The sequence below is a fragment of the Sphingobium lactosutens DS20 genome, from assembly GCF_000445105.1.
Classification (GTDB): domain Bacteria; phylum Pseudomonadota; class Alphaproteobacteria; order Sphingomonadales; family Sphingomonadaceae; genus Sphingobium; species Sphingobium lactosutens.
On record NZ_ATDP01000092.1, the window covers coordinates 207,683 to 232,290 of the forward strand.

Below are 24,608 nucleotides of genomic sequence, written 5' to 3' on the forward strand. Positions count from 1 at the left end.
GCGCGATAACAGACAGGAGGATCGCCCATGGCCAGCGCCGCACAACAACCCGACATGACGCCGCAGGAATGGGAGGCGCGCCAGCAGCTTGCCGCCTGCTACCGCATATTCGACCATATGGGATGGTCGGAACTGATCTACAACCATATCACGCTGCGCGTGCCGGGCGAGGATAACGCCTTTCTGATCAACCCGTTCGGTCTTGGCTATCAGGAAGTAACAGCGTCCAACCTGGTCAAGATCGACATTGAGGGCCAGGTGCTGGACGGCAGCCCCTATCCGGTGAACCGCGCCGGTTTCACCCAGCATAGCGTCTTTCACCGTCACCTGCCCGACGCCCATTGCATCATCCACACCCACACGACCGCGGGCATGGCGGTGAGCGCCTGCGCCGAGGGAGTGCGGCCGATCAGCTTCTACGCCGCCGCCTTTGCGGGGCAGATCGCCTATCATGACTTTGAAGGCGTCACGATCCGGCCGGAGGAAGGCGAGAGGCTGATCGCCAATCTGGGGGACAAGCGGGTGATGATCCTGCGCAATCATGGCACGCTGGTCATGGCGGCGAGCCTGCCCGAAGCCTTCCTCAAACATTGGTCGTTGCAGCGCGCCTGCGAGATTCAGGTCGCGGCCGGCGCGGCGGGCACGCCGGTCGACATCCCGGCGGAGGTGATCGCCGTGCATCAGCGGGACCTGGCCGGGGTGCAATTGCCGGTCGGGCCGGGGGTGCCGGACTTTCAGGCGATGGTGCGGGTGATCGACCGGATCGATTCGAGCTGGAAGCAATAGGCAAGGACGGGGCGGGTCAGGCCTTGCCGAACCCACCGCCGCCGGGCGTTTCGATGACGAAGGCGTCGCCGGCGTTAAGATCGACCGTGGCTGTACTGCCCAGCGGTTCGACCGAGCCGTCGGCGCGCTCCACCCAGTTGCGCCCCGGCGCGCCGTCCGCCCCGCCAGCAAGGCCAAAGGGCGGCACCACACGGCGGTTGGCCAGGATGCCGGCCGTCATATCCGCAAGGAAGCGGATGCGGCGCACCGCGCCATCCCCGCCGCGATGCCGACCCGCCCCGCCGGAACCTGAGCGGATCGAAAATTCCTCCAGCAGCACCGGGAAACGGGTTTCCAGGATTTCCGGATCGGTGAGGCGGCTGTTGGTCATATGCGTCTGAACCACCGCTGCGCCGTCAAAATCCGGCCCCGCACCCGACCCGCCGGCGATCGTTTCATAATATTGGTGCCGGTCATTGCCAAAGGTGACATTGTTCATCGTTCCCTGCGCCCCGGCCATGACGCCGAGCGCGCCGAAGATCGCGTCGGTGACGACCTGGCTGGTTTCGACATTGCCTGCGACCACGGCGGCGGGATGGCGCGGATGGAGCATCGACCCTTCGGGCACTATGATAGTGATGGGTTTGAGGCAGCCGTCATTCATCGGCACCGCTTCATCGATCAGCGTGCGCACGACATAGAGGACGGCGGCACGCACGACCGACAGGGGCGCATTGAAATTGCCGGGCAGCTGGTCGGAGGTGCCGGTGAAGTCGATGGTCGCGGCGCGGGCGGCGGCGTCGATGGTGACGGCGACCTCGACGGTTGCGCCATTGTCCATGGCATAGGTGAAGCGACCATCGTCGAGCCGCCCGATCAGCCGGCGCACAGCCGCTTCGGCCTGGTCCTGGACATGGCCCATATAGGCGGAAACGCTATCAACACCATAATCGTTGCTGATCCGTATCAATTCGGAAGCACCCTTGGCGCAGGCGGCGATCTGAGCCGACAGGTCAGCGATATTCTGGTCTATGTTGCGCGCAGGATAGGGGCCAGAGCCAAGCAGGTCGCGGATCGCCGCTTCCCGGAAGTCGCCACGGTCGACCACCAGCAGATTGTCGAGGATGACGCCTTCTTCCTCGACCGACCGGCTGCCCGGCGGCATGGACCCAGGGGTGATGCCGCCAATGTCGGCATGGTGCCCGCGCGCCGCGACGTGGAAGACGGGTGCATCGCGTCCGTCGACGAACACCGGCATGATGACCGTGACGTCGGGCAGATGGGTGCCGCCGTCATAAGGCGCGTTGAGCGCATAGACATCCCCCCGCTGCATACCCCGCCCGTCGATCGGCCGTCCGTCCGCACCGGGGCCGCGCCGGCGCAGGATGGCGCGGATGCTTTCGCCCATGCTGCCCAGATGCACCGGCATGTGCGGCGCATTGGCGACCAGATTGCCGGCGGCATCGAACAGGGCGCAGGAAAAATCGAGCCGCTCGCGGATGTTGACGGAGGAGGCGCTATGCTGAAGCGCGGCGCCCATTTCCTCGGCAATCGCCATGAATAGCCCGCCCATCACCTCCAGCCGCACGGGATCGACGCCCGCTTGCTCAATGGCCTGCGGCGCTGGGCGAGGCTGATGCCGGGTCAGGATGAGGTTGCCGATCGCGTCCACCCGCGCCCGCCAGCCCGACTCCACGACGGTGGTGGACACCGGATCGATGATGAGGGCGGGACCATCAAGGACGCTGTCGCGATTGAGGCCGGCGCGATCATGCACGGGCGCGGAACAGCCGCCGCAATCGACCTGCGCCAGCGGCAGCGCGGCCGCATCGGGGAAGGCGACGATATCGTCCATCGCCGCCTGCGTGGAAGCGATCGCCTCGACCCGCGCCATATCGACAAGGATTTCGCCGCGCCCGTCAAAGCCGAAGCGCGCGCGATGCTGCGCCAAGAAATCGGCGCACATCGTCTCCAGATCGGCGAGCGGCACATCGAACAGGCTGTCGGTGCGGTCATAGCGCAGGCGCAGCAGCATTTCGGTCCGGTCCGCTTGCGGCAAGTCGGCGCGCGCATCCGCCTCCATGGCGGCGAGCGCGTCCTTGAGCTGCGGCATGGCGTCAGGCGCAAGCGGCAGGGCAAGCGTGCATTCCCGCACCGCCCGCCGGTCTGCCAGTCCCATGCCATAGGCCGACAGCACGCCGCCCAGCGGATGGATCATCACCCGGTCCATGCCGAGGGCGTCGGCCACGAGGCAGGCATGTTGCCCGCCTGCGCCGCCAAAGCTGGCCAGGGTATAGCACGTCACGTCATGGCCGCGCGCGACCGAGATGCGCTTGATGGCGTTGGCCATGTTGGCGACGGCGACGGCGATAAAGCCCTCCGCCGCCTCGCGCGGGGTCATGGCGCGGCCCGTTTCCGCCTCGACCTGTTCGCAGAGGGTAGCGAAGCGCCGCTCGACCACGTCGCGATCGAGCGGCTGGTCGCCATTGGGTCCGAACAGGCAGGGAAAGAAGTCCGGCTGGATCTTGCCCAGCAGGACATTGCAATCGGTGATGGTGATCGGCCCACCACGCCGATAGCAGGCCGGCCCGGGCACCGCGCCCGCGCTTTCCGGCCCGACGCGAAAACGCCCGTCGACAAAGGTGCAGAGCGAACCGCCGCCCGCCGCGATCGTATCGATCCGCATCATCGGCGCGCGCAGGCGGACACCGGCCACCCGCGCTTCATTGTCCCGTTCGTAGGCGCCGGCATAATGGGAGACATCGGTCGACGTGCCGCCCATGTCGAAACCGATGACCTTCCGAAAACCCGCCTGCTCGGCGGTGCGCGCCAGGCCGACGATGCCGCCCGCCGGTCCCGACAGGACGGCGTCCTTCCCCCGGAACAGCGATCCGGGGGTGAGGCCGCCATTGGATTGCATGAACAGCATGTCGGCTCGCCCGCCAAGCGCCTTATGCAGCCCATCCACATAATCGCGCAGCACGGGCGAGAGATAGGCGTCGGCCAACGTGGTGTCGCCCCGGCCCACGAGCTTGATGAGCGGCGTGACATCGTGGCTGGCGCTGATCTGGGTAAAGCCGATATCGGCGGCGATTTGCGCCAGTCGTTGTTCATGCGCGGGGTAGCGATAGCCATGCATCAGCAGGATGGCGACGGCGCGCAATCCCTGACGATAGGCCGCCTCCAGCGCGGCGCGCGCGGCCGCTTCGTCCAGCGCCACGCGCACCTCGCCGTCGGCGCTCACTCGTTCGTCGATTTCGATGACATCGTGATGCAGGGGATCGGGCAAGCGGATATGGCGCGCGAACAGGTCCGGGCGTTCCTGCGTGCCGATGCGGATGGCGTCGCGAAAGCCGCGCGTGACAGCAAGCAGGACAGGTTCGCCCTTGCGCTCCAGCAGGGCATTGGTCGCGATGGTCGTGCCGATCCGCAGCGAACAGGGCGGAATCGGGCCATCGCCCGCCCCCGTCAGCCGGCGGACCGCTTCGACGGCGGCATCGGCATAGCGTTCGGGATCGCTGGAAAGCAGCTTCGCCGTGTGCAAGCGCCCCTCAGGATCGCGCGCGACCACATCGGTAAAGGTGCCGCCGCGATCGATCCAGAAATGCCAGGTCATGGCGGGGTGATGGCCGCACGCGCCGGATATGGCAAGGTCGATGGCGATGGGCGTGTATGCGGACAAAATAGCTGTTGCGCAGATCAAACTATATCCATTATTCTGGATATATGGATACAGAATTGGCCATATCCGCGCTGGGGGCGCTTGCTCAGGGGACGCGCCTTGATGCGTTCCGGCTGCTGGTGCGTCATGAGCCAGCGGGCATGGCGGCGGGCGACATCGCGCGGCATTTGGATGTGCCGCAAAACAGCCTGTCGTCGCACCTTGGGATCTTGGCGCGGGCCGGGCTGGTCCGCGCGGAGCGTCACAGCCGGTTCATCATCTATCGCGCCGATCTGGACCGGATGCGCGCGCTTACCCTGTTCCTTCTCCAGGATTGCTGCGCGGGGCGCGCCGAGCTTTGCGCGCCGCTGATCGCTGAACTCACCCCCCTGTGCTGAAAGGCTGCGCCATGGCTGTCGACATCATCATCTATCATCATCCGGCATGCGGCACGTCGCGCAATGCGCTGGCCATGATCCGCAACGCCGGCATCGAGCCGCATGTGATCGAGTATCTGAAGACGCCGCCTTCCCGCGCCTTGCTGGTCGATCTCATCGTCCGCGCCGGCATGACCGCGCGTGACCTGCTGCGTCAGAAGGATACGCCCTATGCCGCCCTGGGCCTGGACGACGCGACGCTGTCCGACGATGCGCTGGTCGACGCGATGATGGCGCATCCGATCCTGATCAACCGGCCTCTGGTCGTGTCGCCGCTGGGCGTGAAGCTGTGCCGTCCGTCCGAGGCGGTGCTGGAGCTGTTGCCCACCAGACAGAGCGGCGCCTTTGCCAAGGAAGATGGCGAACCGGTCGTGGACGCCGATGGTCAGCGTGTCGCCTGATGCTGCCGGCCTTATTGATCTTCATCGCCACGATCACGCTCGTCATTTGGCAGCCCAGGGGCCTGGGCATCGGATGGAGCGCCATGGGCGGGGCGATCGTCGCCTTGCTGGCTGGCGTCATATCGCTGGCCGACGTGCCCGTGGTCTGGAACATCGTGTGGAACGCGACCGGCGCGTTCGTGGCGATCATCATCATCAGCCTGCTGCTGGATGAAGCCGGTTTCTTCGAATGGGCGGCGCTGCATGTCACGCGGCTGGGCAAGGGCAATGGCCATGCGCTGTTCGTCCTGGTCGTGCTGCTGGGCGCGGCGGTATCGGCGCTGTTCGCCAATGACGGCGCGGCGCTGATCCTGACCCCCATCGTCATCGCGATGCTGCGGGCGATGGGTTATGGCGACAAGGCGATGCTGGCGTTCGTGATGGCGGCGGGCTTCATCGCCGACACCGCCAGCCTGCCGCTTGTCGTATCGAATCTGGTCAATATCGTTTCGGCCGACTTCTTCGGCCTTGGCTTCGCGGACTATGCCGGCATCATGGTGCCGGTGAACCTGGCGGCCGTCGCCGCCACATTGGGCGCGCTGATTCTCTTTTACCGGCGCGACATACCGGCGGCCTATGATGTGACGGCTTTGCGCATGCCGGGCGAGGCGATCCGGGACATGGCCACCTTCCGCGCGGGTTGGGTCGTCCTTGCCCTGCTGCTTGTGGGCTTTTTCCTGCTCGAGCCGCGCGGCGTGCCGGTGAGCGTGGTGGCCGGCGCCGGGGCCGCGCTGTTGATGGCCATCGCCGCACGGGGACATGTCATCGCGACCCGGGCCGTGTTGCGCGGCGCGCCCTGGCAGGTCGTCATTTTCTCGCTCGGCATGTATCTGGTTGTCTACGGCCTGCGCAATGCAGGGCTGACCGATCATCTTGCGGCGCTGATCAGCCAGATGGCGCAAGGCGGGATATGGGGCGCGGCGATCGGGACGGGCGTGCTCGCCGCCCTCCTCTCCTCCATCATGAACAACCTGCCGACCGTCCTGGTCGGCGCATTGTCGATCGGCGCGACGGATGCCACGGGCGCGGTCAGGGAGGCGATGATCTATGCCAATGTCATCGGCTGCGACCTTGGTCCCAAGATCACGCCGATCGGATCGCTGGCGACCTTATTATGGCTGCATGTCCTCGGCCAGAAGGGCATCAGGATCGGCTGGGGCTATTATTTTCGGGTCGGCTTTTGCCTCACCATTCCCATCCTGATCGTCACCCTGGCGGCGCTGGCGCTGCGGATTGGGATGGGTTGATGCCGCCATTCACGTAAACGGGCGGGGCAGACCCTGGTCCACCCCGCCCGCTCGAGCACTGAAGCTCAGTCAAAACGCGTCAGAACTTCGCGACGACACCCGCCATCGGACGGATCGAGCGGAAATTGCCGAGCGTGTCTGCCTGAACGCGCAGACGGATGTTGCTGCTCTGGGCCGATCCGCCCATGTCCGCGGGCGACAGTTCGACGCCGGCGCCATAGGTGGTGCCGTGGAAGTCCGGGCTGTCCGGGCCGAGCGCGTCGAAATTGACCCACTTATACCCGACCTTGCCGAAGATCAGGCTGTCCTTGCCCGCCTTGACCCCGGCGCGGCCAGCCACGCCATATTCCCAATCAATATCGCCAGAGACGCCCTTGGAAGCCGTGCCTTCGACGCCGACCACAAGCGGTCCTGCGACATTGTAGTTCACGCCAGCGACGCCTTCGACCATGCGGCCCTTGTAACCGACGGGCGGGATGCCTTCCTTGCCGGTTTCGCTGTCGAAATTATGCACGCCGCCCATCACGCCGACATAAGGTTCCAGGCGGCGGGTGGCGCCTGCGTCGTCGGCCTGGCCGCTCTGGGCCATAGCGGCGGCGGGGATCAGGGACGCGGCAGCGGCTGCCGAAATAAGCAGTGTCTTCATGGGTGTGACCCTTTGATCTGTTGTTGGATGCTTGCGGCGGTTTGGACCCGCCGGGCCGCTTCCTGGGTGCTTCAAGCGACCGGAGCGGCAGGGATCATAATGACCATGATGGCGGGAAGGTTTCCCGGCGGAATGACGAAAAGGCGGAAAACCGCCAGATTGTGGCACCGACAACACGGTTTCTGTCGTGCACATGAACGAGGCGGAAGATTTCTGAACGGCGGATAAATCAAATTCGTGCGGCAGAACGGTCATTCACAACCAATTCAAACTCCACGCGTTACCCCTGACAGCAAGAGGATAAGGAGACAGGCGATGACTGGACCTGCACGAAGGTTTCTGGCCGCCCTCGGCTTGATTGGCGCGATGACATTGGGCGGATGCGCCTATGACGATGGCTATGGCTATGGCGGAGTAGGCGTCGGCACCGGCTATTATGGCGGGGGCTATTATGACCCCTATTACAGCCCCGGCTATTATGGCGGCGGCTATGGCTGGTATAATGACTTCTATTATCCGGGCACCGGGTATTATGTCTATGACCGCGGCGGACGGCGGCACCGCTGGACCGACAGCCAGCGGCGCTATTGGCAGGCGCGGCGGAATGACCGGCGCGATGACCGGTGGCGAGACAGGGATCGCGACGGTCGACCCGGATGGCGTGGCGATCGCGATGGTCGGCCCGGCAACTGGCAGCGACCCGACCGTGATGGCCGCCCCGATCGCGATGGACGCCCCGGAAACTGGCAACGGCCCGATCGCGATGGCCGGCCGGGCAATTATGTCCGACCGCGCCCTGGCGGTAATGACGACCGCGGGGACGGACGTGGACGTTGGAATGGCGGGCGCGGACGCGATGGCGCGAATGCGGTCCGCCCATCGCCCCAGCCCCGCCCCCAGGCAAGTCAGCCCCGCCCTCAGCGCAGCATGAGCGCACGACCCTCGCCAGGATCACGCATGTCGCGACCGATGCGGTCGGGCGGCGGTCGTGAGCCGGCAAATCGGGTCCGCCCGAACTGATGCGGGGAGCGATCAGGACAAGCGCGCTGGCCACCCTCCTGCTCGTCGCGGCCTGCGATGGTCGGGAGGAAAGCGCAATCGACAATCTGGCCAATGGCGCCAACCAGGCGCAGGTGGAAAATAATGTACGGGCCGAAGCGATGGCGCTGATGGAGCCGCTCGCACCGCCCGAACCGGGGACGCCGGGCGGCCTGCCGGTCGACCCTGCACCGATCGAGGAGGGGTCGATCGACCCGGGCAGCGCGCAGGGCGCGGCGCAGGTGGTGCAGGGCTATTATGGCCTGCTGGAGGAAAAGCGTTTCGAGGACGCACAGGATATGTGGAATCCGGCGACTGCGATCGGCGCGCAGGATGACGCGCATTTTGCCGCGCGTTTCCGGGGTTTCAGCGAAATCCATGCCAATGTCGGTGCGCCATCGGAACCCGAAGGGGCGGCCGGTTCGCTTTATGTGACAGTGCCGGTGCAGGTCTATGGCCGCATCGCCGCCAACGGAAAGCCCTGGTATGCGTTGCGGCAGGTGACGCTGCGCCGCGTCAATGATGTGCCGGGATCGACGGAAGAGCAGCGCCGCTGGCATATCCAGTCGATCGGCGCCTATGTCCCGGAGGAGGCGGAAGTTGCGTCCAGCGCGAGCGCGCCGATTTCCATCACCGATGGCATGGCGCGCCGGAAGCAGGCAGAACAGAAATGACGGTGGCGGGGCGATGGCCGGGATGACCCGCCATCGCCCCCATCAACAATCAGGCCACGGTCGCCTTGACGATCTTGCCCGGCGTGCGCGGCGGCTCGCCCTTGGGCAGCGCGTCGACATACTCCATGCCCGACGTCACTTCGCCCCAGACGGTATATTGCCCGTCGAGGAAGGTGGCATCGTCAAAGCAGATGAAGAACTGGCTGTTGGCGCTGTTGGGATTGGACGCGCGCGCCATTGAGCAGACGCCGCGCACATGCGGCTGACGGCTAAATTCAGCCTTGAGGTCGGGCTTGTCGGGGTGGCCGCCCATGCCCGTGCCGGTCGGATCGCCGCCCTGCGCCATGAAGCCGGGGATGACCCGGTGGAAGACGACGCCGTCGTAAAAGCCTTCCTTGGTATTTTCCACGATGCGCGCGACATGGCCGGGCGCAAGGTCGGGGCGCAGCTTGATGACGACATCGCCGCCGCTGTCGAGGGTAAGGGTAAGCGTATCGTCGGCCATGAAAAATCCTCTCTTGCCGGGGACGTGGGGATGGAGCCCATATAAAGGCTAAAGACCGGGATGGAAGCGCTGTCTCCTTATTGCATTTCCAGTGGGCATGGGCGAAAGCGACGATATGTTACAGGAACCGGACAGTAGGGGGCGCCATGAGCGAGCGCGGCGATATGGCCGAACCCCTGGTGCATGGGGATGATTTCGAAGATCCGGTGATCGAGGCGGCGGAGGCCAGCCACGATGAAGATGACCGGCTGAAGCCCGAATATCTGACGGCCGTGCTGGACGCGGTCGAGGATGGCGACAGCGAAAAGGCGCGCGACCTGGTGTCGCCGCTGCATCCGGCCGACATTGCCGACCTGCTGGAACTGGCCCCGTCCGAACGGCGCGCCGATATTGCCGCGGCGCTGGGCGACCTGGTCGGCGCGGAAGTCCTGTCCGAACTCAATGATTATGTGCGCGACGACCTGATCGGCGCGCTGGCGCCCGAACAGGTGGCGGAATTCGCGTCCGAACTGGATACCGACGACGCCGTCGCGATCATCGAGGATCTGGAGGAAGCCGACCAGCAGGCGGTGCTGGAGGCGATGGAGCCAGAGGATCGCGCCGCGATCGAAAGCGCGCTGGCGCACCCGGAGGAATCCGCCGGCCGCCTGATGCAGCGCGACCTGGTCGCGGTGCCCGAGCATATGACGGTCGGACAGGTGATCGACTATCTACGCGACAGCGGCGATCTGACGCGGGATTTCTGGGAAATCTTCGTCGTCGATGAAGGCCATCGGCCGATCGGCACCTGCCAGCTCAGCTGGATCCTGACCTGCCCGCGCGGCGTGCCCATGAGCGACCTCATGAAGCGGGAGCAGACGCTGATCCCGGTCGACATGGATCAGGAGGAAGTGGCGCTGCGCTTCCAGAAATATGCGCTGATCTCAGCCGCCGTGGTCGACAGTTCGGGCCGGCTGGTAGGCATGATCACGGTGGACGATATCGTCCACATCATCAGCCAGGAAGCGGGCGAAGATATATTGCGCCTGTCGGGCGCGGGCGAAGGCGACATCAACGAACCGGTGCTCGACAGCTATCGCGCGCGGGTCCGCTGGCTGCTCACCAATTTGCTGACGGCGCTGGTCGCATCCACCATCATCGGCATTTTCGAAGGGACGATCCAGCAGATGGTCGCGCTGGCGACGCTGATGCCGATCGTCGCAGGAGTCGGCGGCAATGCCGGCAGCCAGACGATGGCCGTCACCGTGCGCGCGCTCGCCACCAACCAGATTACCGGGTCCAACGCCCGGCGCACCATCTTGCGGGAAATTCGCGTCGCGGTGCTCAATGGCGCGACCGTCGCCATCGTGCTGGGGATCGGCGTATCGCTGGTGTTCCAGAATATGGCGCTGGGCGGCGTCATCGCCGCCGCCATGGTCACGAACATCATCACGGCGGGCTTGGCCGGCGCATCGGTCCCGCTGGCCTTTGACCGGATGAACCTGGACCCGGCGGTGGCCTCCTCCATCTTCGTGACGATGATCACGGATTCGATGGGGTTCTTCGCTTTCCTGGGGTTGGCGACCGCGGCGGGATTGACCGGCTGATCCGAGCGCCCATGTAAGGCCGTAATGCCACTCCATATGACCAAGATCGCCTTCCGCAGCGAAGGCCCCGCGTCGTTGCGCGCCTGGCTGGAAAGCCAGGCCGGATCGGGCGAGGCGCGGATCACCACCCGCTATCTGCCCAAGCGCGTCGAGGAGATGACTGGCGGATCGCTGTACTGGATTCACGCCCACACCATCATCGGCCGCAGCCCGCTGCTGGGTTTCGAGGAAACGGGCCAAGGGCGATATTGGGTGCGGCTGGCGCCCCGGCTCATCCCCGTGCGCACCAGTCCCAAGCGCGCGCATCAGGGCTGGCGCTATCTTGAGGACAAGGACGCGCCGCCGGACCTGGGCAGCGGCGAAGCGGATGATCTGGAGGCGATGCCGCCCGCCCTGCTGGGTGAACTCACGCGGTTAGGGCTGGTCTAGCGGCAGACGGTTAGAGCGGCAGCAGCGCAGCGACGATCCAGCGTTCCTCGGCGCGCAGGACGCCCCAGGCACGCGCGGCGGCGCGGCTGTCCATCGCCTCGACGCCGATGCCCCGTGCTTCCAGCGCGCGCACGAAGGGCCGGGGCGGCTGCCGCAGTCCAGCGCCGGTGCCGAGCAGCAGAAATTCGGGCGCGGGATCAAGGGCGAACAGATCGCCAAATTGCGAGGCATCCAGCGCGTCGACCGACGGCGCATCGGTCCAGGCCATGGCGCGCAGCGGGCTGAGCAACAGGCCGTCGGGAAACACATCATCGCGCACGCGAAAGCCGCGCCCCTGAAAGCCGGTGACGATCGGCCCCTGTCCGCTGTCATCGCGGCGCAGCCTGATGCCCGAATCGGTCAGGGTCGCGCCCCGTCGTCGCGCGGCCCGACACGCTCCGCCTGCGCGGCGATGCCAGCCTTGGACGCTTTTTTCTCCGACGCTTGCGGGGTGAGGCCGAGCGAGATGAGCAGCGACGACGACACATAGATGGACGAATAGGTCCCCACGATCACGCCCAGCATCATCGCGGCGGTGAAGCCGCGCAGCACATGACCGCCAAACAGCAGCAGCGACCCCAGCGCCAGCAGGATGGTCAGCGACGTCATCACCGTGCGCGGCAGCGTCTCATTGACCGACAGGTCGATGAGCGCCTTCATGTCCATCTTGCGATATTTGCGCATATTTTCGCGGATACGGTCGTCGATCACCATCTTGTCGTTGATCGAATAGCCCACGATCGTCAGCACGGCCGCGACGATGTTGAGGTCAAATTCCAGCTGGGTGATGGCGAAGAAGCCGAGCGTCATCAGCACGTCGTGCATGATCGCGACAAAGGTCGAGACGCCGAATTGCCATTCGTAACGCAGCCAGGAAAAGATCGCGATGCCGACCACGGCCAGCACCACCGCCAATATGCCGTTCTGGATCAGCTCACCCGACACCTTGCCCGACACCGTATCGTAGCGGGAAAAGGTGACGCCGGGGAATTGCGCCGTCATTGCGTTGCGGGTCTTTTCCACCACCGCATTGGCCGCTCCCGCGCCGCCCTGCTCAGGCAAGGGCAAGCGGATCTGCACCGTCTTGGGATCGCCAAATTGCTGGAGCGAGCTTTCGCCCACGCCCAGGCGGCCAATGGTGGCGCGCACCTTGTCGGTTTCGACCGCCTGCGGGAATTTCGCCTCGATCATCAGGCCGCCGACGAAATCGACGCCGAGATTAAGGCCCCTGTGGGCCACGGCACCAATCGCCAGCACCGTCAGCAACGCGGTGAGCGCGAACGCCCATTTCCGCATCGCGACGAAGCCGATATTGGTGTTGTCGGGGACAAGCTTGAGCAGTTTCATGGCTTAAAACCTAATGCCGTTCGGGCTGAGCCTGTCGAAGCCCAGTCCTTCTTGAAGACCAGTTCCCTTCCGAAGAAAGAACAGCCCTTCGACAAGCTCAGGGCGAACGGAGATGCGACGCGCGCGCATCAGATCGTGATTTCGGTCGGGCGCTTGGCGCGGACCCAGCGCGACGCCAGCAGGCGCGTGAAGGTGACGGCCGTGAACACGCTGGTGGCGATGCCGATTAGCAGCACGATGGCGAAGCCCTTGACCGGCCCGGAGCCGAGCGCGAGCATGATGCCGCCCGCGATCGCATGGGTCACGTTCGCTTCGAAAATGGTGCGGCTGGCTTCCTTATAGCCATGCTCGATCGCCTGCACCACGTTGCGGCCGCGCCTGCGTTCTTCACGGATGCGTTCATAGATAAGGACGTTGGCATCGACCGCGGTGCCGATGGTCAGCACGAAGCCGGCAATGCCCGGCAGGGTCAAGGTCGCGCCCAAAATCCCCATGACGCCGAGGATCACCAGCACGTTGATGGTGACAGCGATGTTCGCATAGACGCCAAAGCGCCCATAGCTCACAAACATGAAGGCGGCGACCGCGACCACGGCGATCACCGACGCGATGAGGCCAGCGCGGATCGAGTCGGCGCCCAGGCCCGGCCCGACCGTGCGTTCCTCCACCACGGTGAGCGCGACCGGCAGCTTCCCCGACCGCAGCGCGATCGCCAGCTGGTTGGCGCTTTCCACGGTGAAGCTGCCGCTGATCTGCGCGCTGCCGCCCAGGATCGGTTCGTTGATATTGGGGGCGGACAAGACCCGGCCGTCCAGAATGATGGCGAAGGGCCGGTTGACATTCTGCGACGTCACCTGCCCGAACTTGCGGCCGCCAGAGCCATTGAAGCGGATGTTGACGATCGCCTGGTTATTCTGGTCATAGCCTTGCGTGGCGTCGGTCAGGTCCTCGCCCGACACCATCACCTGCCGCTTGACCGCGATCACCGGAACGCCGGACGGATTGTCGGGATAGGGCAGGACTTCGCTGCCCACCGGCGCGCGGCCCTGCGCGACTTCGGCGGGATTGGCGGTCGTGTCGACGAGCTTGAATTCGAGCTTTGCGGTCTGACCCAGCAGGTCCTTGAGCGCCTTGGGATTTTGAAGGCCCGGAACCTGCACGACGATGCGGTTGTCGCCCTGCTGCTGGATCGTGGGTTCGCGCGTCCCCATTTCGTCGATGCGCTTGCGGATCACTTCGGTCGCGACTTCCATCGCGCTCTTGACCGCATTGTCGATGCCCGCTTCCGTCGGCGTGATGACGATGGTCGAGCTATTGACCACCTCGACATTGAAATCGCGCTGCCCGGTGAGGCCCGCGCCTTGCGTGAGCGGACGGATGCGCTCGACCGCGGCGTCGACCTGGGCCGGATTGCGCACCATGAAGCTCAACTTGCCGTCGCGGCTGGAAATATCGCCGATCGCGATGCGCGGATCGCCCCGGCGCAATTCGGTGCGGACCTGTTCCTCCATATTGACCAGCCGCTGCCTGGCCACGTCCTGGGTCGAGGCTTCGAGCAGCAAATGACTGCCGCCGGCCAGATCGAGGCCCAGATTGACGCGCGTCTGCATGAAGCCGGGCAGCCTGGCGACGGCGGCATCGGGCAGGAAGCTCGGCACGGCGCACAGCACGCCGATCAGGAGCGGCAGGAGGATCGCGGCGATCGCCCAGCGCGAAAAGTTCAGCATGACGCCGCTCAGTCGTTCGCGGGCTTGGCGGTCATCGGGTCGATGACGTCGGTCAGCGTCGCCTTGACCGCCTTGACCTTCATGCCCGGCGCCAGTTCGACATCGACATAGATGTCATCGACGCGCACCACCTTGCCCACCAGACCGCCGCCGGTGACGACCTGATCGCCTTTCTTCACCGCGTCGATCTTGGCCTTGTGCGCCTTCATCTTCTTTTGCTGCGGACGGATGAGCAGGAAATAGAAGACGACGAAGATCAGGACCAGCGGCGCCATCTGCACCAGGATACCGGCGCCGGAGGCTTGCCCGCCCGCGGTCTGGGCAAAGGCTGGGGTAATGAACATGGGTGGGACTGCCTTGTTGTCTGTCGGTCGCGGGCGGCCATTGGCGCACCCACGGATCAAGGGCGGGCGGCTAACACAGACAGGGGGGCGGAGGCAATATGATAAGGGCGCGCGGCGAGACGTGCGCGCCGTTGCGATTGAACCCTTGCATCACGGCGATCATGGCTCTATTGGGCGCCCTCCGGTCGGGACGTAGCGCAGCCTGGTAGCGCATCACACTGGGGGTGTGGGGGTCGGAGGTTCGAATCCTCTCGTCCCGACCAAAATTGCCAGCAAGATTGAGTGAGTTGATCTGACGCTACGGCGTCAACGCGGCTCGCGTCATTTGTCCACCAGACGTTGGACACAGCTCCCCCGATTGCCGTCAGGCGCCATGCTCAAGGGAATGTGATCCCCTTCTGGCCATTTCTGGCTTTCGCTTCCTGATCCGGGAGGGCGAACAGATAGGCGGGGCAATCCGCGCGCGAGGTTATCGCACGGTCACAACACACGCTGGATGAGTTTGACCCCAGTCGGTCCCAAGGGCGCGAGAGAACGCTCACCGGCCGCTGATCCGGTCAGATGCCCGTAACCGTGCAGCCCGCCGTCATTCGCACGGGCTGGCGTCCATGGGAAAATGTCTTACGTCTTTTCGTTGACCGGAAGTGTGGGTTCATGAAGCATGAAGCCGCCCAGAACTGCAACGTCGTGGATTTGCTGTTCGTTGGCCCCATTCCGGATCATTTCCCGCAATACCGCCATCGCCCGTTCGTGCCCCGCAGGCGAGTTCAGGGTCATGAAATAGGTATCCTCGGCCTCCTGACGATTGCGAAAACCATGGGTGCAATTGCGGGGGCAAAAGGCGAAACCGCCTGGCGCGAGCATTCTGGTTTCCGTCGCGCAGGTCATTTCCAGCAGGCCTTCAAAGATGAAGAAAAACTCTTCCTCGGTCGGCTGATGATGGGGCGCGGCACCAAATCCGGGAGTGAAACCCAGCATCGTCAACATGGCGTGGCCGGCACTGAAGTCTCCGCTCATGACCTGCTTTCTGACATTCTGGCCCGTCGCCTTGGTCGAAAGATTGTCCCTGGGCATCGACACCAGCCGCGGGAGCGGCTCGCGACGCTCAAAGGCCTCGCGCAGCGCGGCGATATCGCCATCCTTGCCGATGACGAAATCGAGAGGTTCGGGGTCCTTGTTGACCAGCACGTCTCTCGGCAGCGCTGTATCGTCAAAGCACATGCCATGACGCTCGAAGATGGCAGCATAGGACGCAAAATCCGCTTGGCCCGTCGCTTTCCAAAGGCGATGCGCTTCGGCAAAGGCCCGCTCTGTTCCCGCCGGCGACTGGATCAGGATGATGGTCGCAGGCGCCTGGGATTCATTGCGAAATCCGAGTCGAGTCCGGGGCGGCGCATAGCCCATCGCATATTCACCCACCGCCTGCGACCTGTCGCCGATGGTCAGCACGGCCTCGCCTTCTGTCAGCACGACATAGCTATGGGAATCGACAAGATAATGTGTCGGCAATTCCGTGCCTGGCGCCAGCAAAATGCTATGCACCGAAAAACGGCCCGAACTTTGTTCGCCATAGAGCAAAGTGCGGACATCAAGCCTGCCCCAGTCCCGTACGATCCCCTCGTCCCGGTTCATCAGCAATACGGGGATCGCTTCTGCGGTCGCCCAGCTTTCCCTCAATCTGACAATATCCGCCGGCTTGTTGATATCTGCCTCGATCGCAGGCCGCTCTTGGCCAATCAGGGCATCAACCCGTAAATTATCGGGGCTGACTTGATACAACATCGAATTTTCCTTCCCGGCTTATCCAAGTCCGACATAGTGCGGCATGGCGGATTGTTCGGACGTGATGAACATGATGACGAAGCACGCTTCGTCCGAATTTCACCCGCGACTATGGTTCATCGACCACTATCACCCATCTTCCATATTGAGCGCGCACGATAATAAAAAAGGTCGATAGGGTAATGCCAACGCCGTCCCGACGCTGACGCGACAGATCATCCCTGATGAGACATGGCTCTGGCCGCCTACCTGGCTTGGGCGGCATTGTGCCCGTGACTGATCCCGCCTTTTCCCCCGCTTGGCCTTTTGGCGTCGAGCGGGTAAAGCCCCCGGCCATGACAGACACCATTGCATATCCCGCTGCATATCCCGCGCCCAAGGACTGGATTTTGGGCATTCACGCCTATGTGCCCGGCAAGGCCGCAGCCGATGACGGCCGGCCGCTGGTCAAGCTGTCCGCCAACGAAAATCCGCTGGGAACGAGCCAGGCGGCGCGCGACGCGTTCATGACCGCCGCCGCGGACATGGCGACCTATCCCGACCCCGCCGCAGCCAAGCTGCGGGAAGCGATTGGCGCGAAGCACGGGCTGGACCCCGCGCGCATCATCTATGGCACCGGATCGGACGAATTGCTGCACCTGGCGGCAAGCGGCTATGCCGGCCCGGGCGACGAGATCCTCTATGTGCGCTACGGCTTTGCCGTTTACGACATCGCCGCGCGGCGCGTCGGCGCAACCCCGGTGATCGCGCCGGACAAGGATTATGCCACGGACGTCGACGCGCTGCTGGCGGCGGTGACGGAGCGGACCAAGGTCGTTTTCCTGGCCAATCCCAACAACCCCACCGGCACCATGACCAGCCGGGCGGAGATTGCGCGGCTGCATGCGGGCCTGCGCCCCGACATCCTGTTCGTGCTGGACCAGGCCTATGCCGAATATCTGGACGAGGACGAAGATGATGGCGGGCTGGCGCTGGCCCGCGACGCGTCCAATGTATTCGTGACGCGCACTTTTTCGAAAATCTACGGGTTGGCCGCCGAGCGGATCGGCTGGGGCTATGGGTCGCCCGAGGTGATCGACATTCTCCACCGCATCCGCGCGCCCTTCAACGTCACGACCGTGGGTCAGGCCGCGGCGATCGCGGCCATCGGCGATGACGACTGGGTGGCGCGCAGCCGCACGCATAACAACCAGTGGCGCGAATGGCTGGCGGGGGAGGTCGCTTCGCTCTCCAACCATGGGCTGCGCGCGATCCCGAGCAAGACGAACTTCCTGCTGATCCTGTTCGAGGGGAAGCTGACCGCCGAAGCGGCGATGAAGGGGTTGTGGGACGAGGGCTTTGCCACGCGCTGGCTGCCCGGTCAGGGCCTGCCCAACGGCCTTCGCATCACCATCGGCACCGAGGAGCAGACCCGCGCCGTCGCGGCAAAGCTGCGCGCCATGGCGGAGGCCGCCTGACGCCATGCTGCCCTTCGCCCGCGTCACCATCATCGGCCTGGGGCTGATCGGCTCCTCGCTCGCCCGCGCGATCCGGGCGGACATGCCGACCGTGCGCGTGACCGGGCATGACGCCGACGCCGGCGTGCGCGACATAGCGCGGCGGATCGACCTGTGCGACGATATTACCGACACGGCGGGCGCATCCGTGACCGACGCCGACCTGGTGATATTGTGCGTGCCCGTCCGCGCGATGGGCGCGGTGGCGGCGGAAATTGCCGACGATCTGCCCGCCGAAGCCATCGTCAGCGATGTGGGATCGTGCAAGGCGGACGTGCTCGCCCAGCTGAGCGCCGCCCTGCCCGGCCGCAGCATCATCCCCGCGCATCCGGTCGCCGGCACCGAAAATAGCGGCCCGGAAGCCGGTTTTGCCACGCTGTTCAAGGGCCGCTGGTCGATCGTGACGCCGCCCGCCGATGCCGACCCGGCGGCGGTCGAAAGGGTCGCCGAATTGTGGCGGCGGGTTGGCGCGGATGTCGAGGTGATGGACCCGGCGCATCATGATCTGGTGCTGGCGGTGACGAGCCACCTGCCGCACCTGATCGCTTATACGATCGTCGGGACGGCCAGCGATCTAGAGGATGTGACCCAGAGCGAGGTCATCAAATATTCGGCTGGCGGCTTTCGCGATTTCACCCGCATCGCCGCGTCCGACCCGACCATGTGGCGCGACGTGTTCCTGGCCAACAAGGACGCCGTGCTGGAAATGCTGCAACGCTTTTCGGAGGATCTGTCGGCCTTGCAACGTGCGATCCGGTGGAATGACGGCGATGCGCTGTTCAGCCTGTTCACCCGCACGCGTGACATTCGCCGGTCGATCATCGAACAGGGGCAGGACGACGCCAAGCCGGACTTTGGCCGGTCGCACTGAGGGCGGCCGGGTCGCTGGCGTTCAGGGCCGGCGCGGATTGAGCGCGTTGATGGCGGCGTGGACGATGCGTTCCGCCTCCTTCCGGTCCAGGCCGGTGGGGACGATCGCGCCGACCTTGTAAGTGATCGTGCCGGCGCGCTTCATGAAGCGCCCGCGCGGTGACACGCGGCCGCTGTCCACCGCGATCGGCACCACGGGCAGGCCAAGCAGGCTGTACAGCCCGGCAAAGCCCGATTTGAGCGGGGGCGCTTCGCCATGGGGGACGCGCGTGCCTTCCGGAAAGAGGCAGATGGCGCGGCCCTGCTCCGTCGCCGCGCGAGCCGCTGAACGCAGGGCGCGCAGGGCGCTGGCTCCGGCGCTGCGCTCGATCGGGATGAGGCCGTAGCGGCGGGCGATCAGGCCCCAGAGCGGAATGTCCAGCAGTTCGCGCTTCGCCCCGATCACCGGCCGATCGAACAGGCAGAGCATGTCGATGGTTTCGAACATCGATTCATGCTTGATGATATAGAGATAGGGGCCAAGCGGCAGGTCGCCGTCCACCACCACCGTCTGCCCCAAGATCCAGCGCGCGCAGCCGCGGTGAAAGCGGCTCCACGCGGTGGCGATGCGCGGCACCATGTCGGGATGGAGGCCGCCGACCAGCATGGCGGCGAGCACGAAGAGCAGGCTGCCGCTATAAAAGATCAGCATGAAGGCGAAGGAGCGCAGCGCGGTCATGATGGCTGTCATAAGGATCAGATCCCGATCAGCGCGGCGATGCGACGCAGCAGATATTTATTATATTCGCGCATCAGCACCGACAGGCTGGGATGGCTGGGCACCGCATCATAGACGATGTGGATGCGCGGGGGCAGCGCCTGGGTCAGTTCCAGCGCGGATCGACGCATATGCCAGTCGGTGGTGACGAGCCGAACCGTCTGATAATCGCGCCGCGCCAGCCAGCGCGCGGTTTCAAGGCCGTTGGAACGGGTATCGATGGCTTCGCGGCCGAGCGTGATGCAGCAATCGAACAGCGCTTGCGGCGTATCATATTGCGCCGCCAACTCCCCCGGCCGGACCGACCGGTCGACGCCGGAAATCAGCATCCGCTTGGCCGCACCCTGCTGCATGAGGGCGATGCCCCGGTCGATCCGTCCGGGTCCGCCGGTCAGCACCACGATGGCGTCAGTGCGGCGACCGTCGAGCGGTTCGGGCAGGAAGATGGCGAACCAGGCGAAGCCCAGCACCCAGCCGAGCAGCGCCAGCGCCGCCAGGCGCACGATCACAGCGTTCGTCCCAGCGCGCGCAGCACCGTCCAGCGCGCGGTCAGCGTCGCCAGCAGCACGCCCGCGACCGGCAACGCGGCGAGGATGAGCCAGCCCTGCCAGGGCAGCGTGACGGCCGCGAGCAGTTCCGATCCGGTCGCGCCCAGCCGCAGCCCGATCAGCAGGATGACGAAAATGCCGAAGGAGAAGCCCAGCGCGCCGCCCATCAGCGCATCAAGCCCGATGCGCCGCTGGAACAGGCGGGCGATCTGCACATCGGTCGACCCCATGAGATGCAGCACGTCGATGGTGCCGCGATGGCTGTCATGGGCGCCCCGCGCCGCCAGCACGACGACCGCCGCCGTCGCCAGCATCATCAGCAGCACAGCGCCGAGCGCCAGCAGGCCAAGTGCGGAGAGCAGGCCAGCAAGCGGCGTCAGGAAGGCGGCGTGCGGATCGACGCGCAGCTTGGGTGACAGGGCGGCGAGCCGCTGGCGCAGGCGATCGATCTTGGCCCCGGCGTCTCCCGGCGTCAGCATGACGTCGATCAGCGCGGGGACCGGCAGGTCGCCGTTCAAGGCCTCTTCGCCCAGCCAGGGGCGCAGTTGATCGGCCAGGACGGCGGACGGGACGGGATCGGCCGTGCGCACTTCGGGCGCTGCGCGGAGTATCCGGAGCGTTTGCGCGGCGAGCGCGGCGCGGGTCTGCGCGTCGGCCTCCACCACCTGCACGCTGGCGCGTCCGGCCAGATCAGCGCGCATCGACTGGACCGCCGCGCCAAGGCCCAGGCCTGCCGCGGCGGCCAGCACCGTCACGAACATCATGATCGCGATGATCCACGGCATCGGCCCCGCCACCCGCCCACCGGGCAGCAGGCGATGACGCGCGGCAATCGCGGCCTTTCGTTCGGCGCGACCGCTCATGCGCCTTCGCCCCCGTCCTGATCGGCGCGCGCGCGCGGAGGATAGCGCAGGGTGCCCGTGGGGTCGGCGAGCCGCCCCTTGTCGAGCTTCATCATCTGCGCGCCCGATACCTGCGCCATCAAGGGCAGGTCATGGGTGGCGACGACGACGGTGGTGCCCAGGCGATTGAGCGCTTCGAACAGGGTCAGCAGGCGGCGGGCCATGTCAGCGTCGACATTGCCGGTCGGTTCGTCGGCGACGAGGATTTCGGGGCGGCCGATCACCGCGCGGGCGATCGCGACGCGTTGCTGCTCCCCGCCCGAGAGGGTGGCGGGCCGCGCGTCGCCGCGATCGCCCAGCCCGACCCAGTTCAGCATTTCCGCGACCGGCGCGTCGACCTCATCCTCTTTCATGCCGGCAACGCGCAGCGGCAGCGCGATATTGTCATAGGCCGACAGATGCGGGACCAGCCGGAAGTCCTGAAACACGACGCCGATGCGGCGGCGAAAACCCGGCAGGCGCTTGCGCGGCAGCGTCACCACATCTTCGCCGAACAGGCGGATGACGCCCCGGCTGGGCCGCTGCGCAAGGTAGAGGAGTTTCAGCAGCGAGGTCTTGCCCGCGCCCGACGCGCCGGTGAGGAAATAGAAACCGCCGCTGGCGAGTGAAAAGCTGACGTCCGAAAGCGTCTCCCTGTCCAGCCCGTAGCGCAGGCCGACATTTTCGAACTGGACGATGGCCGACATGGACGGATGATGGCGCGGTGGCGCTCCCTGCTTGGCGAAGGCGCAGCCATGGCACAGCGGGCGTGCCGTCGTAAAGCCCGCCCGCCTGTCGTCGCGAGTCGCGGGCGCGAACGATGCCCTGCGTCTTGCCGCTTGCGCGTGAGTCCAAGCCGTGCCTATGAAGCGAAATGATCCTGCTGTGCCCCAATTGCGCGACCCGCTATGTCGTGCCCGACAGCGCCGTCGGTCCCAATGGGCGCCAGGTCCGCTGCGCGGCGTGCAAGCATAGCTGGTTCCAGGAAGGGGTCGCCCCGCCCGTGCGCGAGGAAGCGGCGCCTGCGCCGGAACAGCCGCCCGAGCCCCCTGTCGCCGCGACAGTTCCGCCGCCTCCGCCCGCATCGGCCCCCGAAGCGCCCGCTGCGCCTGCGGTCGAGGCCGCAGAGGAACCCGTCGCGACGGCGGAGCCCCCTGCCGCAGACACCGCCGAACCTGTGCCGCCGAGCGCCGCGCCCGAACCGACGCAGCCCGATCATCGCTTCGACGACATCTATGCCGGTGCGCCCGTCAGCCGGGAGGCGGAGGAGAGCTACGCTCCGCCGGTTTCCACCCGCGCGCGCCGCAATCCGGTCAAGCTGTGGACCTATGCGGCCGCCGCCTTCTTCTTCATCGTCGCGGCCGCAGGCGGCGCGCTATATTATTACGGACCACCGTCCTGGATGGTGGCGATGGGGCTGGTGCCCGAAGAGGGCGACCCGGACCTGCTTTTCTACCTGTCGAAGCCTGCCGAGCGCCGCAAGCTGCCGACCGGGGAGGAATATTTCGCCTTTGGCGCGCGCATCGTGAACAGCGGGACGCAGGCGCTGCCCGTGCCGCCGGTACTGGTGCAATTGCGCGACCGGCAGAACCGGCTGGTGTTCAGCTGGACGACGAAGGCGGACAAGACGCGGCTGAAACCGGGCGAGGAAGCGTCGATCAACGAAAGCCGGATCGACATTCCCAAGAACGCCGAAAACCTGTCGCTGACCTTCGTCCAGTAACGGTCGCGCCATGGCGGCGCGCGTCGTCGGCCCTCAGGGATAGCTGACCGTCTTGGGCCGGCCCTGCGGGATCGGGATGAATTCCTGATCGTCGCCAGGGATGAGGGGGAAGCGCATCGCGTCCCAATCCTCGCGCGCCTGCATCAGCCGATCCTGGCGCGAGGACACGAAATTCCACCAGACATGGCGCGGCGAGGAAAAGGCTTCGCCGCCGCACAAGACGATCCGGCCGCCATCGACGCTCATCAAGGTGGCGGAGGTGCCGGGCCGCAGCACATAGAGCGTCTGCGGCGTCAGCGTCATGCCATCCAGTGCGGCATCGCCGCCCGAGACATAGAGGGCGCGTTCGTCGGCGGACGGATCAATGGCGATCCGGCCGCCCGGCGCCAGCTGAATGTCGGCATAGATGGTGTCGGCATAGGTGGTGACGGGCGAGGTTTCGCCCCAGAGCGACCCCATGATGACGCGCGCACGCGCCGATCCGTCCTCGATGACCGGCAGTCCGCCTTCGCCGACATGCTCGAACGCCGGGTCCATTTCCTCGACGCGGTCGGGAAGCGCCAGCCAGGTCTGGATGGCCGATAATTTGGATGCCTTTGCCCGGTCTTCGTCGGGCGATCGTTCGGAATGGACGATGCCGCTGCCCGCCGTCATCAGATTGACCGCGCCCGGCTCGATCAGCTGCTCCGTACCCAGCGAATCGCGATGCAGGAATGCGCCTTCATACATATAGGTCACGGTGGCGAGGTTGATATGCGGGTGCGGCCGCACGTCGATCCCCTGCCCCGGCGCGATCTGCGCCGGCCCGGCCTGGTCGAAGAAGATGAAGGGTCCAACCATCGTGCGCCCCTTGGACGGCAGGGAACGATGCACCTTGAAGTCGCCCAGATTATGGCTGACGGGGGTGATGGTCTGAACAATGAGATCGTCGAAGGTCATGCCGCATCCAGTTCGGGATAATGGCGAAAGATGCCCTCTTCATTGAAGGACAGCCGCCGGTCGCTGGCAAGATAGTCCTGCAATTCGGGCAAGGCCGCAACCCTGTCGTGCAGGGCCATGAGGGCGGGGAAGCGTCCGCCTACCGATGCCATGCGCAGCGGAAAGGCGTAGGTCAGGCCGGCGACCAGCTGGAACAAGGACAGGTCGGCGTAGCTCCAGCGCGCGCCGGCCACCCAGTTCCCCGGTTCAGAGCCAAGCGCGCGCTTAAAATAGCTGAGATATTTGGGAATGCGCTCATCACGAAATCCCTCGGCGCGGCGCAGCGCCTCCGCCTTCTGGTCCGCATAATAAAGATGGACGCCGACAGGGTGATGCACGTCATGCGCTTCGGCCACCATGTCCATGATGGTGAGTTGGAGCTGCGCCAGCCAGTAGCGGCTTTTGAGGCCCAACGTGCCGCATTCGTGCCGTTCGGATAGATAGAGAAGGATATTGGCGGTCTGGGACACGGTGGCGCCATCGATGCTGAGATAGGGCGGTGCGAAGGCGGGGCCTCGATCATGGCTGGCCATGTCGGCCATCAGCGCCTCGCCCCCGTCTTCCCGCGCGCAGTCCCGATAGGCAATGCCACAGGCTTCCAGCGTCAGCCGAACAAATTCGCCCCGGCCGGGAATGGTCGGCCAGTACCAGAAGTCATAGGCCATCGGGGACGCTCCTTGCTGTCATT

The 24,608-nt window shown here is 65.4% G+C and carries 25 protein-coding genes and 1 tRNA gene; 12 read left to right on the forward strand and 14 right to left on the reverse strand.

Going from position 1 to position 24,608, the window contains the following annotated elements:
* Nucleotides 1–27: 27 nt before the first annotated feature.
* Entirely contained in the window at nt 28–786 is a 759-nt protein-coding gene (locus RLDS_RS42850; protein ID WP_021226582.1) for a class II aldolase/adducin family protein, read from the forward strand.
* Between the two features lie 16 nt (nt 787–802).
* On the opposite strand, the gene RLDS_RS42855 is transcribed toward RLDS_RS42850, so the two are convergent.
* Nucleotides 803–4,381: a hydantoinase B/oxoprolinase family protein gene (locus RLDS_RS42855; protein ID WP_031298345.1), complete on the reverse strand. Its 3,579-nt coding sequence runs from the start codon at nt 4,379–4,381 to the stop codon at nt 803–805.
* Between the two features lie 110 nt (nt 4,382–4,491).
* Between RLDS_RS42855 and RLDS_RS42860 the strand changes: the two genes are divergently transcribed.
* The 3 genes from RLDS_RS42860 to RLDS_RS42870 are packed head-to-tail and all read left to right on the forward strand — an operon-like array spanning nt 4,492 to nt 6,550.
* A complete protein-coding gene (locus tag RLDS_RS42860; RefSeq protein ID WP_021226584.1) occupies nt 4,492–4,824 on the forward strand; it encodes an ArsR/SmtB family transcription factor in 333 nt (110 codons plus the stop codon).
* A gap of 11 nt (nt 4,825–4,835) precedes the next feature.
* Complete coding sequence (gene arsC, locus RLDS_RS42865; RefSeq protein WP_021226585.1) at nt 4,836–5,264, forward strand: arsenate reductase (glutaredoxin); 429 nt, start codon at nt 4,836–4,838, stop codon at nt 5,262–5,264.
* Nucleotides 5,264–6,550 carry an arsenic transporter gene (locus tag RLDS_RS42870; RefSeq protein WP_021226586.1) on the forward strand — a complete coding sequence of 429 codons (1,287 nt, stop codon included), beginning with the start codon at nt 5,264–5,266 and terminating at the stop codon, nt 6,548–6,550. Before arsC ends, RLDS_RS42870 begins: the two co-directional genes overlap by 1 nt.
* Before the next feature lie 79 nt (nt 6,551–6,629).
* On the opposite strand, the gene RLDS_RS42875 is transcribed toward RLDS_RS42870, so the two are convergent.
* Nucleotides 6,630–7,196 (reverse strand): outer membrane protein, encoded by a 567-nt coding sequence (locus RLDS_RS42875; RefSeq protein ID WP_021226587.1) that lies wholly within the window; start codon nt 7,194–7,196, stop codon nt 6,630–6,632.
* 315 nt (nt 7,197–7,511) lie between these two features.
* Between RLDS_RS42875 and RLDS_RS42880 the strand changes: the two genes are divergently transcribed.
* Complete coding sequence (locus RLDS_RS42880; RefSeq protein ID WP_021226588.1) at nt 7,512–8,216, forward strand: hypothetical protein; 705 nt, start codon at nt 7,512–7,514, stop codon at nt 8,214–8,216.
* Nucleotides 8,216–8,908, forward strand: coding sequence for a hypothetical protein (locus RLDS_RS42885; RefSeq protein WP_021226589.1), 693 nt, complete (start codon nt 8,216–8,218; stop codon nt 8,906–8,908). Before RLDS_RS42880 ends, RLDS_RS42885 begins: the two co-directional genes overlap by 1 nt.
* Nucleotides 8,909–8,957: 49 nt before the next feature.
* Here RLDS_RS42885 and RLDS_RS42890 read toward each other — a convergent pair whose 3' ends face one another.
* Complete coding sequence (locus RLDS_RS42890) at nt 8,958–9,413, reverse strand: peptidylprolyl isomerase (protein WP_021226590.1); 456 nt, start codon at nt 9,411–9,413, stop codon at nt 8,958–8,960.
* 146 nt (nt 9,414–9,559) lie between these two features.
* On the opposite strand from RLDS_RS42890, the gene mgtE reads away from it, so the two are divergent.
* Together mgtE and RLDS_RS42900 are read left to right on the forward strand one after the other, a co-directional pair.
* The gene (mgtE, locus tag RLDS_RS42895; RefSeq protein ID WP_021226591.1) at nt 9,560–10,999 is read left to right on the forward strand and encodes a magnesium transporter; all 1,440 of its coding nucleotides are present in this window, start codon (nt 9,560–9,562) and stop codon (nt 10,997–10,999) included.
* 24 nt (nt 11,000–11,023) lie between these two features.
* Nucleotides 11,024–11,428 (forward strand): DUF1489 family protein, encoded by a 405-nt coding sequence (locus tag RLDS_RS42900; RefSeq protein WP_031298347.1) that lies wholly within the window; start codon nt 11,024–11,026, stop codon nt 11,426–11,428.
* Nucleotides 11,429–11,438: 10 nt separating this feature from the next.
* Here the strand turns inward: RLDS_RS42900 and RLDS_RS42905 are convergent, their stop codons facing one another.
* From RLDS_RS42905 to yajC, 4 genes are all read right to left on the reverse strand, one after another.
* Entirely contained in the window at nt 11,439–11,780 is a 342-nt protein-coding gene (locus RLDS_RS42905) for an MTH938/NDUFAF3 family protein (protein WP_084514833.1), read from the reverse strand.
* A gap of 47 nt (nt 11,781–11,827) precedes the next feature.
* Nucleotides 11,828–12,814 (reverse strand): protein translocase subunit SecF, encoded by a 987-nt coding sequence (gene secF / locus RLDS_RS42910; protein WP_021226594.1) that lies wholly within the window; start codon nt 12,812–12,814, stop codon nt 11,828–11,830.
* A gap of 128 nt (nt 12,815–12,942) precedes the next feature.
* On the reverse strand, nt 12,943–14,541 hold the full coding sequence (gene secD, locus RLDS_RS42915) for a protein translocase subunit SecD (RefSeq protein WP_021226595.1): 1,599 nt from the start codon (nt 14,539–14,541) through the stop codon (nt 12,943–12,945).
* 8 nt (nt 14,542–14,549) lie between these two features.
* A complete protein-coding gene (yajC, locus tag RLDS_RS42920; protein WP_021226596.1) occupies nt 14,550–14,885 on the reverse strand; it encodes a preprotein translocase subunit YajC in 336 nt (111 codons plus the stop codon).
* Between the two features lie 186 nt (nt 14,886–15,071).
* Here yajC and RLDS_RS42925 point away from each other — a divergent pair.
* A tRNA-Pro gene (locus RLDS_RS42925) sits at nt 15,072–15,148 on the forward strand.
* Between the two features lie 358 nt (nt 15,149–15,506).
* Here the strand turns inward: RLDS_RS42925 and RLDS_RS42930 are convergent.
* Nucleotides 15,507–16,667 (reverse strand): cupin domain-containing protein, encoded by a 1,161-nt coding sequence (locus RLDS_RS42930; RefSeq protein WP_021226597.1) that lies wholly within the window; start codon nt 16,665–16,667, stop codon nt 15,507–15,509.
* Between the two features lie 335 nt (nt 16,668–17,002).
* On the opposite strand from RLDS_RS42930, the gene hisC reads away from it, so the two are divergent.
* Both hisC and RLDS_RS42940 read left to right on the forward strand, forming a co-directional pair.
* Nucleotides 17,003–18,124 (forward strand): histidinol-phosphate transaminase, encoded by a 1,122-nt coding sequence (gene hisC / locus RLDS_RS42935; RefSeq protein WP_021226598.1) that lies wholly within the window; start codon nt 17,003–17,005, stop codon nt 18,122–18,124.
* A gap of 4 nt (nt 18,125–18,128) precedes the next feature.
* Nucleotides 18,129–19,034, forward strand: a complete 906-nt coding sequence (locus RLDS_RS42940; protein ID WP_021226599.1) for a prephenate/arogenate dehydrogenase family protein — start codon at nt 18,129–18,131, stop codon at nt 19,032–19,034.
* A 21-nt stretch (nt 19,035–19,055) separates the two neighbouring features.
* Here the strand turns inward: RLDS_RS42940 and RLDS_RS42945 are convergent, their stop codons facing one another.
* From RLDS_RS42945 to ftsE, 4 genes are read right to left on the reverse strand one after another with little or no spacing between them, the layout of a single operon-like run.
* Nucleotides 19,056–19,754, reverse strand: coding sequence for a lysophospholipid acyltransferase family protein (locus tag RLDS_RS42945; RefSeq protein ID WP_031298348.1), 699 nt, complete (start codon nt 19,752–19,754; stop codon nt 19,056–19,058).
* 14 nt (nt 19,755–19,768) lie between these two features.
* Nucleotides 19,769–20,299 carry a YdcF family protein gene (locus RLDS_RS42950; RefSeq protein ID WP_021226601.1) on the reverse strand — a complete coding sequence of 177 codons (531 nt, stop codon included), beginning with the start codon at nt 20,297–20,299 and terminating at the stop codon, nt 19,769–19,771.
* On the reverse strand, nt 20,296–21,201 hold the full coding sequence (locus tag RLDS_RS42955) for a cell division protein FtsX (RefSeq protein ID WP_021226602.1): 906 nt from the start codon (nt 21,199–21,201) through the stop codon (nt 20,296–20,298). Before RLDS_RS42955 ends, RLDS_RS42950 begins: the two co-directional genes overlap by 4 nt.
* A complete protein-coding gene (ftsE, locus tag RLDS_RS42960) occupies nt 21,198–21,926 on the reverse strand; it encodes a cell division ATP-binding protein FtsE (protein ID WP_021226603.1) in 729 nt (242 codons plus the stop codon). Before ftsE ends, RLDS_RS42955 begins: the two co-directional genes overlap by 4 nt.
* 167 nt (nt 21,927–22,093) lie before the next feature.
* Between ftsE and RLDS_RS42965 the strand changes: the two genes are divergently transcribed.
* Nucleotides 22,094–22,942 carry a zinc-ribbon domain-containing protein gene (locus tag RLDS_RS42965; RefSeq protein WP_021226604.1) on the forward strand — a complete coding sequence of 283 codons (849 nt, stop codon included), beginning with the start codon at nt 22,094–22,096 and terminating at the stop codon, nt 22,940–22,942.
* A 33-nt stretch (nt 22,943–22,975) separates the two neighbouring features.
* Here the strand turns inward: RLDS_RS42965 and RLDS_RS42970 are convergent, their stop codons facing one another.
* Together RLDS_RS42970 and RLDS_RS42975 are read right to left on the reverse strand one after the other, a co-directional pair.
* Complete coding sequence (locus RLDS_RS42970; protein ID WP_021226605.1) at nt 22,976–23,881, reverse strand: pirin family protein; 906 nt, start codon at nt 23,879–23,881, stop codon at nt 22,976–22,978.
* Nucleotides 23,878–24,585 (reverse strand): glutathione S-transferase, encoded by a 708-nt coding sequence (locus RLDS_RS42975; protein WP_021226606.1) that lies wholly within the window; start codon nt 24,583–24,585, stop codon nt 23,878–23,880. The genes RLDS_RS42970 and RLDS_RS42975 overlap by 4 nt, the downstream gene beginning before the upstream one ends.
* Between the last annotated feature and the right edge of the window lie 23 nt (nt 24,586–24,608).

Excerpts from the sequence above, each read along its gene's own strand:
- RLDS_RS42850 (WP_021226582.1), top strand. The coding sequence starts at position 28 with ATGGCCAGCGCCGCACAACAACCCGACATGACGCCGCAGGAATGGGAG.
- RLDS_RS42855 (WP_031298345.1), bottom strand. The coding sequence starts at position 4,381 with ATGACCTGGCATTTCTGGATCGATCGCGGCGGCACCTTTACCGATGTG.
- RLDS_RS42860 (WP_021226584.1), top strand. The coding sequence starts at position 4,492 with ATGGATACAGAATTGGCCATATCCGCGCTGGGGGCGCTTGCTCAGGGG.
- arsC (WP_021226585.1), top strand. The coding sequence starts at position 4,836 with ATGGCTGTCGACATCATCATCTATCATCATCCGGCATGCGGCACGTCG.
- RLDS_RS42870 (WP_021226586.1), top strand. The coding sequence starts at position 5,264 with ATGCTGCCGGCCTTATTGATCTTCATCGCCACGATCACGCTCGTCATT.
- RLDS_RS42875 (WP_021226587.1), bottom strand. The coding sequence starts at position 7,196 with ATGAAGACACTGCTTATTTCGGCAGCCGCTGCCGCGTCCCTGATCCCC.
- RLDS_RS42880 (WP_021226588.1), top strand. The coding sequence starts at position 7,512 with ATGACTGGACCTGCACGAAGGTTTCTGGCCGCCCTCGGCTTGATTGGC.
- RLDS_RS42885 (WP_021226589.1), top strand. The coding sequence starts at position 8,216 with ATGCGGGGAGCGATCAGGACAAGCGCGCTGGCCACCCTCCTGCTCGTC.
- RLDS_RS42890 (WP_021226590.1), bottom strand. The coding sequence starts at position 9,413 with ATGGCCGACGATACGCTTACCCTTACCCTCGACAGCGGCGGCGATGTC.
- mgtE (WP_021226591.1), top strand. The coding sequence starts at position 9,560 with ATGAGCGAGCGCGGCGATATGGCCGAACCCCTGGTGCATGGGGATGAT.
- RLDS_RS42900 (WP_031298347.1), top strand. The coding sequence starts at position 11,024 with ATGCCACTCCATATGACCAAGATCGCCTTCCGCAGCGAAGGCCCCGCG.
- secF (WP_021226594.1), bottom strand. The coding sequence starts at position 12,814 with ATGAAACTGCTCAAGCTTGTCCCCGACAACACCAATATCGGCTTCGTC.
- secD (WP_021226595.1), bottom strand. The coding sequence starts at position 14,541 with ATGCTGAACTTTTCGCGCTGGGCGATCGCCGCGATCCTCCTGCCGCTC.
- yajC (WP_021226596.1), bottom strand. The coding sequence starts at position 14,885 with ATGTTCATTACCCCAGCCTTTGCCCAGACCGCGGGCGGGCAAGCCTCC.
- RLDS_RS42930 (WP_021226597.1), bottom strand. The coding sequence starts at position 16,667 with ATGTTGTATCAAGTCAGCCCCGATAATTTACGGGTTGATGCCCTGATT.
- hisC (WP_021226598.1), top strand. The coding sequence starts at position 17,003 with ATGACAGACACCATTGCATATCCCGCTGCATATCCCGCGCCCAAGGAC.
- RLDS_RS42940 (WP_021226599.1), top strand. The coding sequence starts at position 18,129 with ATGCTGCCCTTCGCCCGCGTCACCATCATCGGCCTGGGGCTGATCGGC.
- RLDS_RS42955 (WP_021226602.1), bottom strand. The coding sequence starts at position 21,201 with ATGAGCGGTCGCGCCGAACGAAAGGCCGCGATTGCCGCGCGTCATCGC.
- ftsE (WP_021226603.1), bottom strand. The coding sequence starts at position 21,926 with ATGTCGGCCATCGTCCAGTTCGAAAATGTCGGCCTGCGCTACGGGCTG.
- RLDS_RS42965 (WP_021226604.1), top strand. The coding sequence starts at position 22,094 with ATGATCCTGCTGTGCCCCAATTGCGCGACCCGCTATGTCGTGCCCGAC.
- RLDS_RS42970 (WP_021226605.1), bottom strand. The coding sequence starts at position 23,881 with ATGACCTTCGACGATCTCATTGTTCAGACCATCACCCCCGTCAGCCAT.
- RLDS_RS42975 (WP_021226606.1), bottom strand. The coding sequence starts at position 24,585 with ATGGCCTATGACTTCTGGTACTGGCCGACCATTCCCGGCCGGGGCGAA.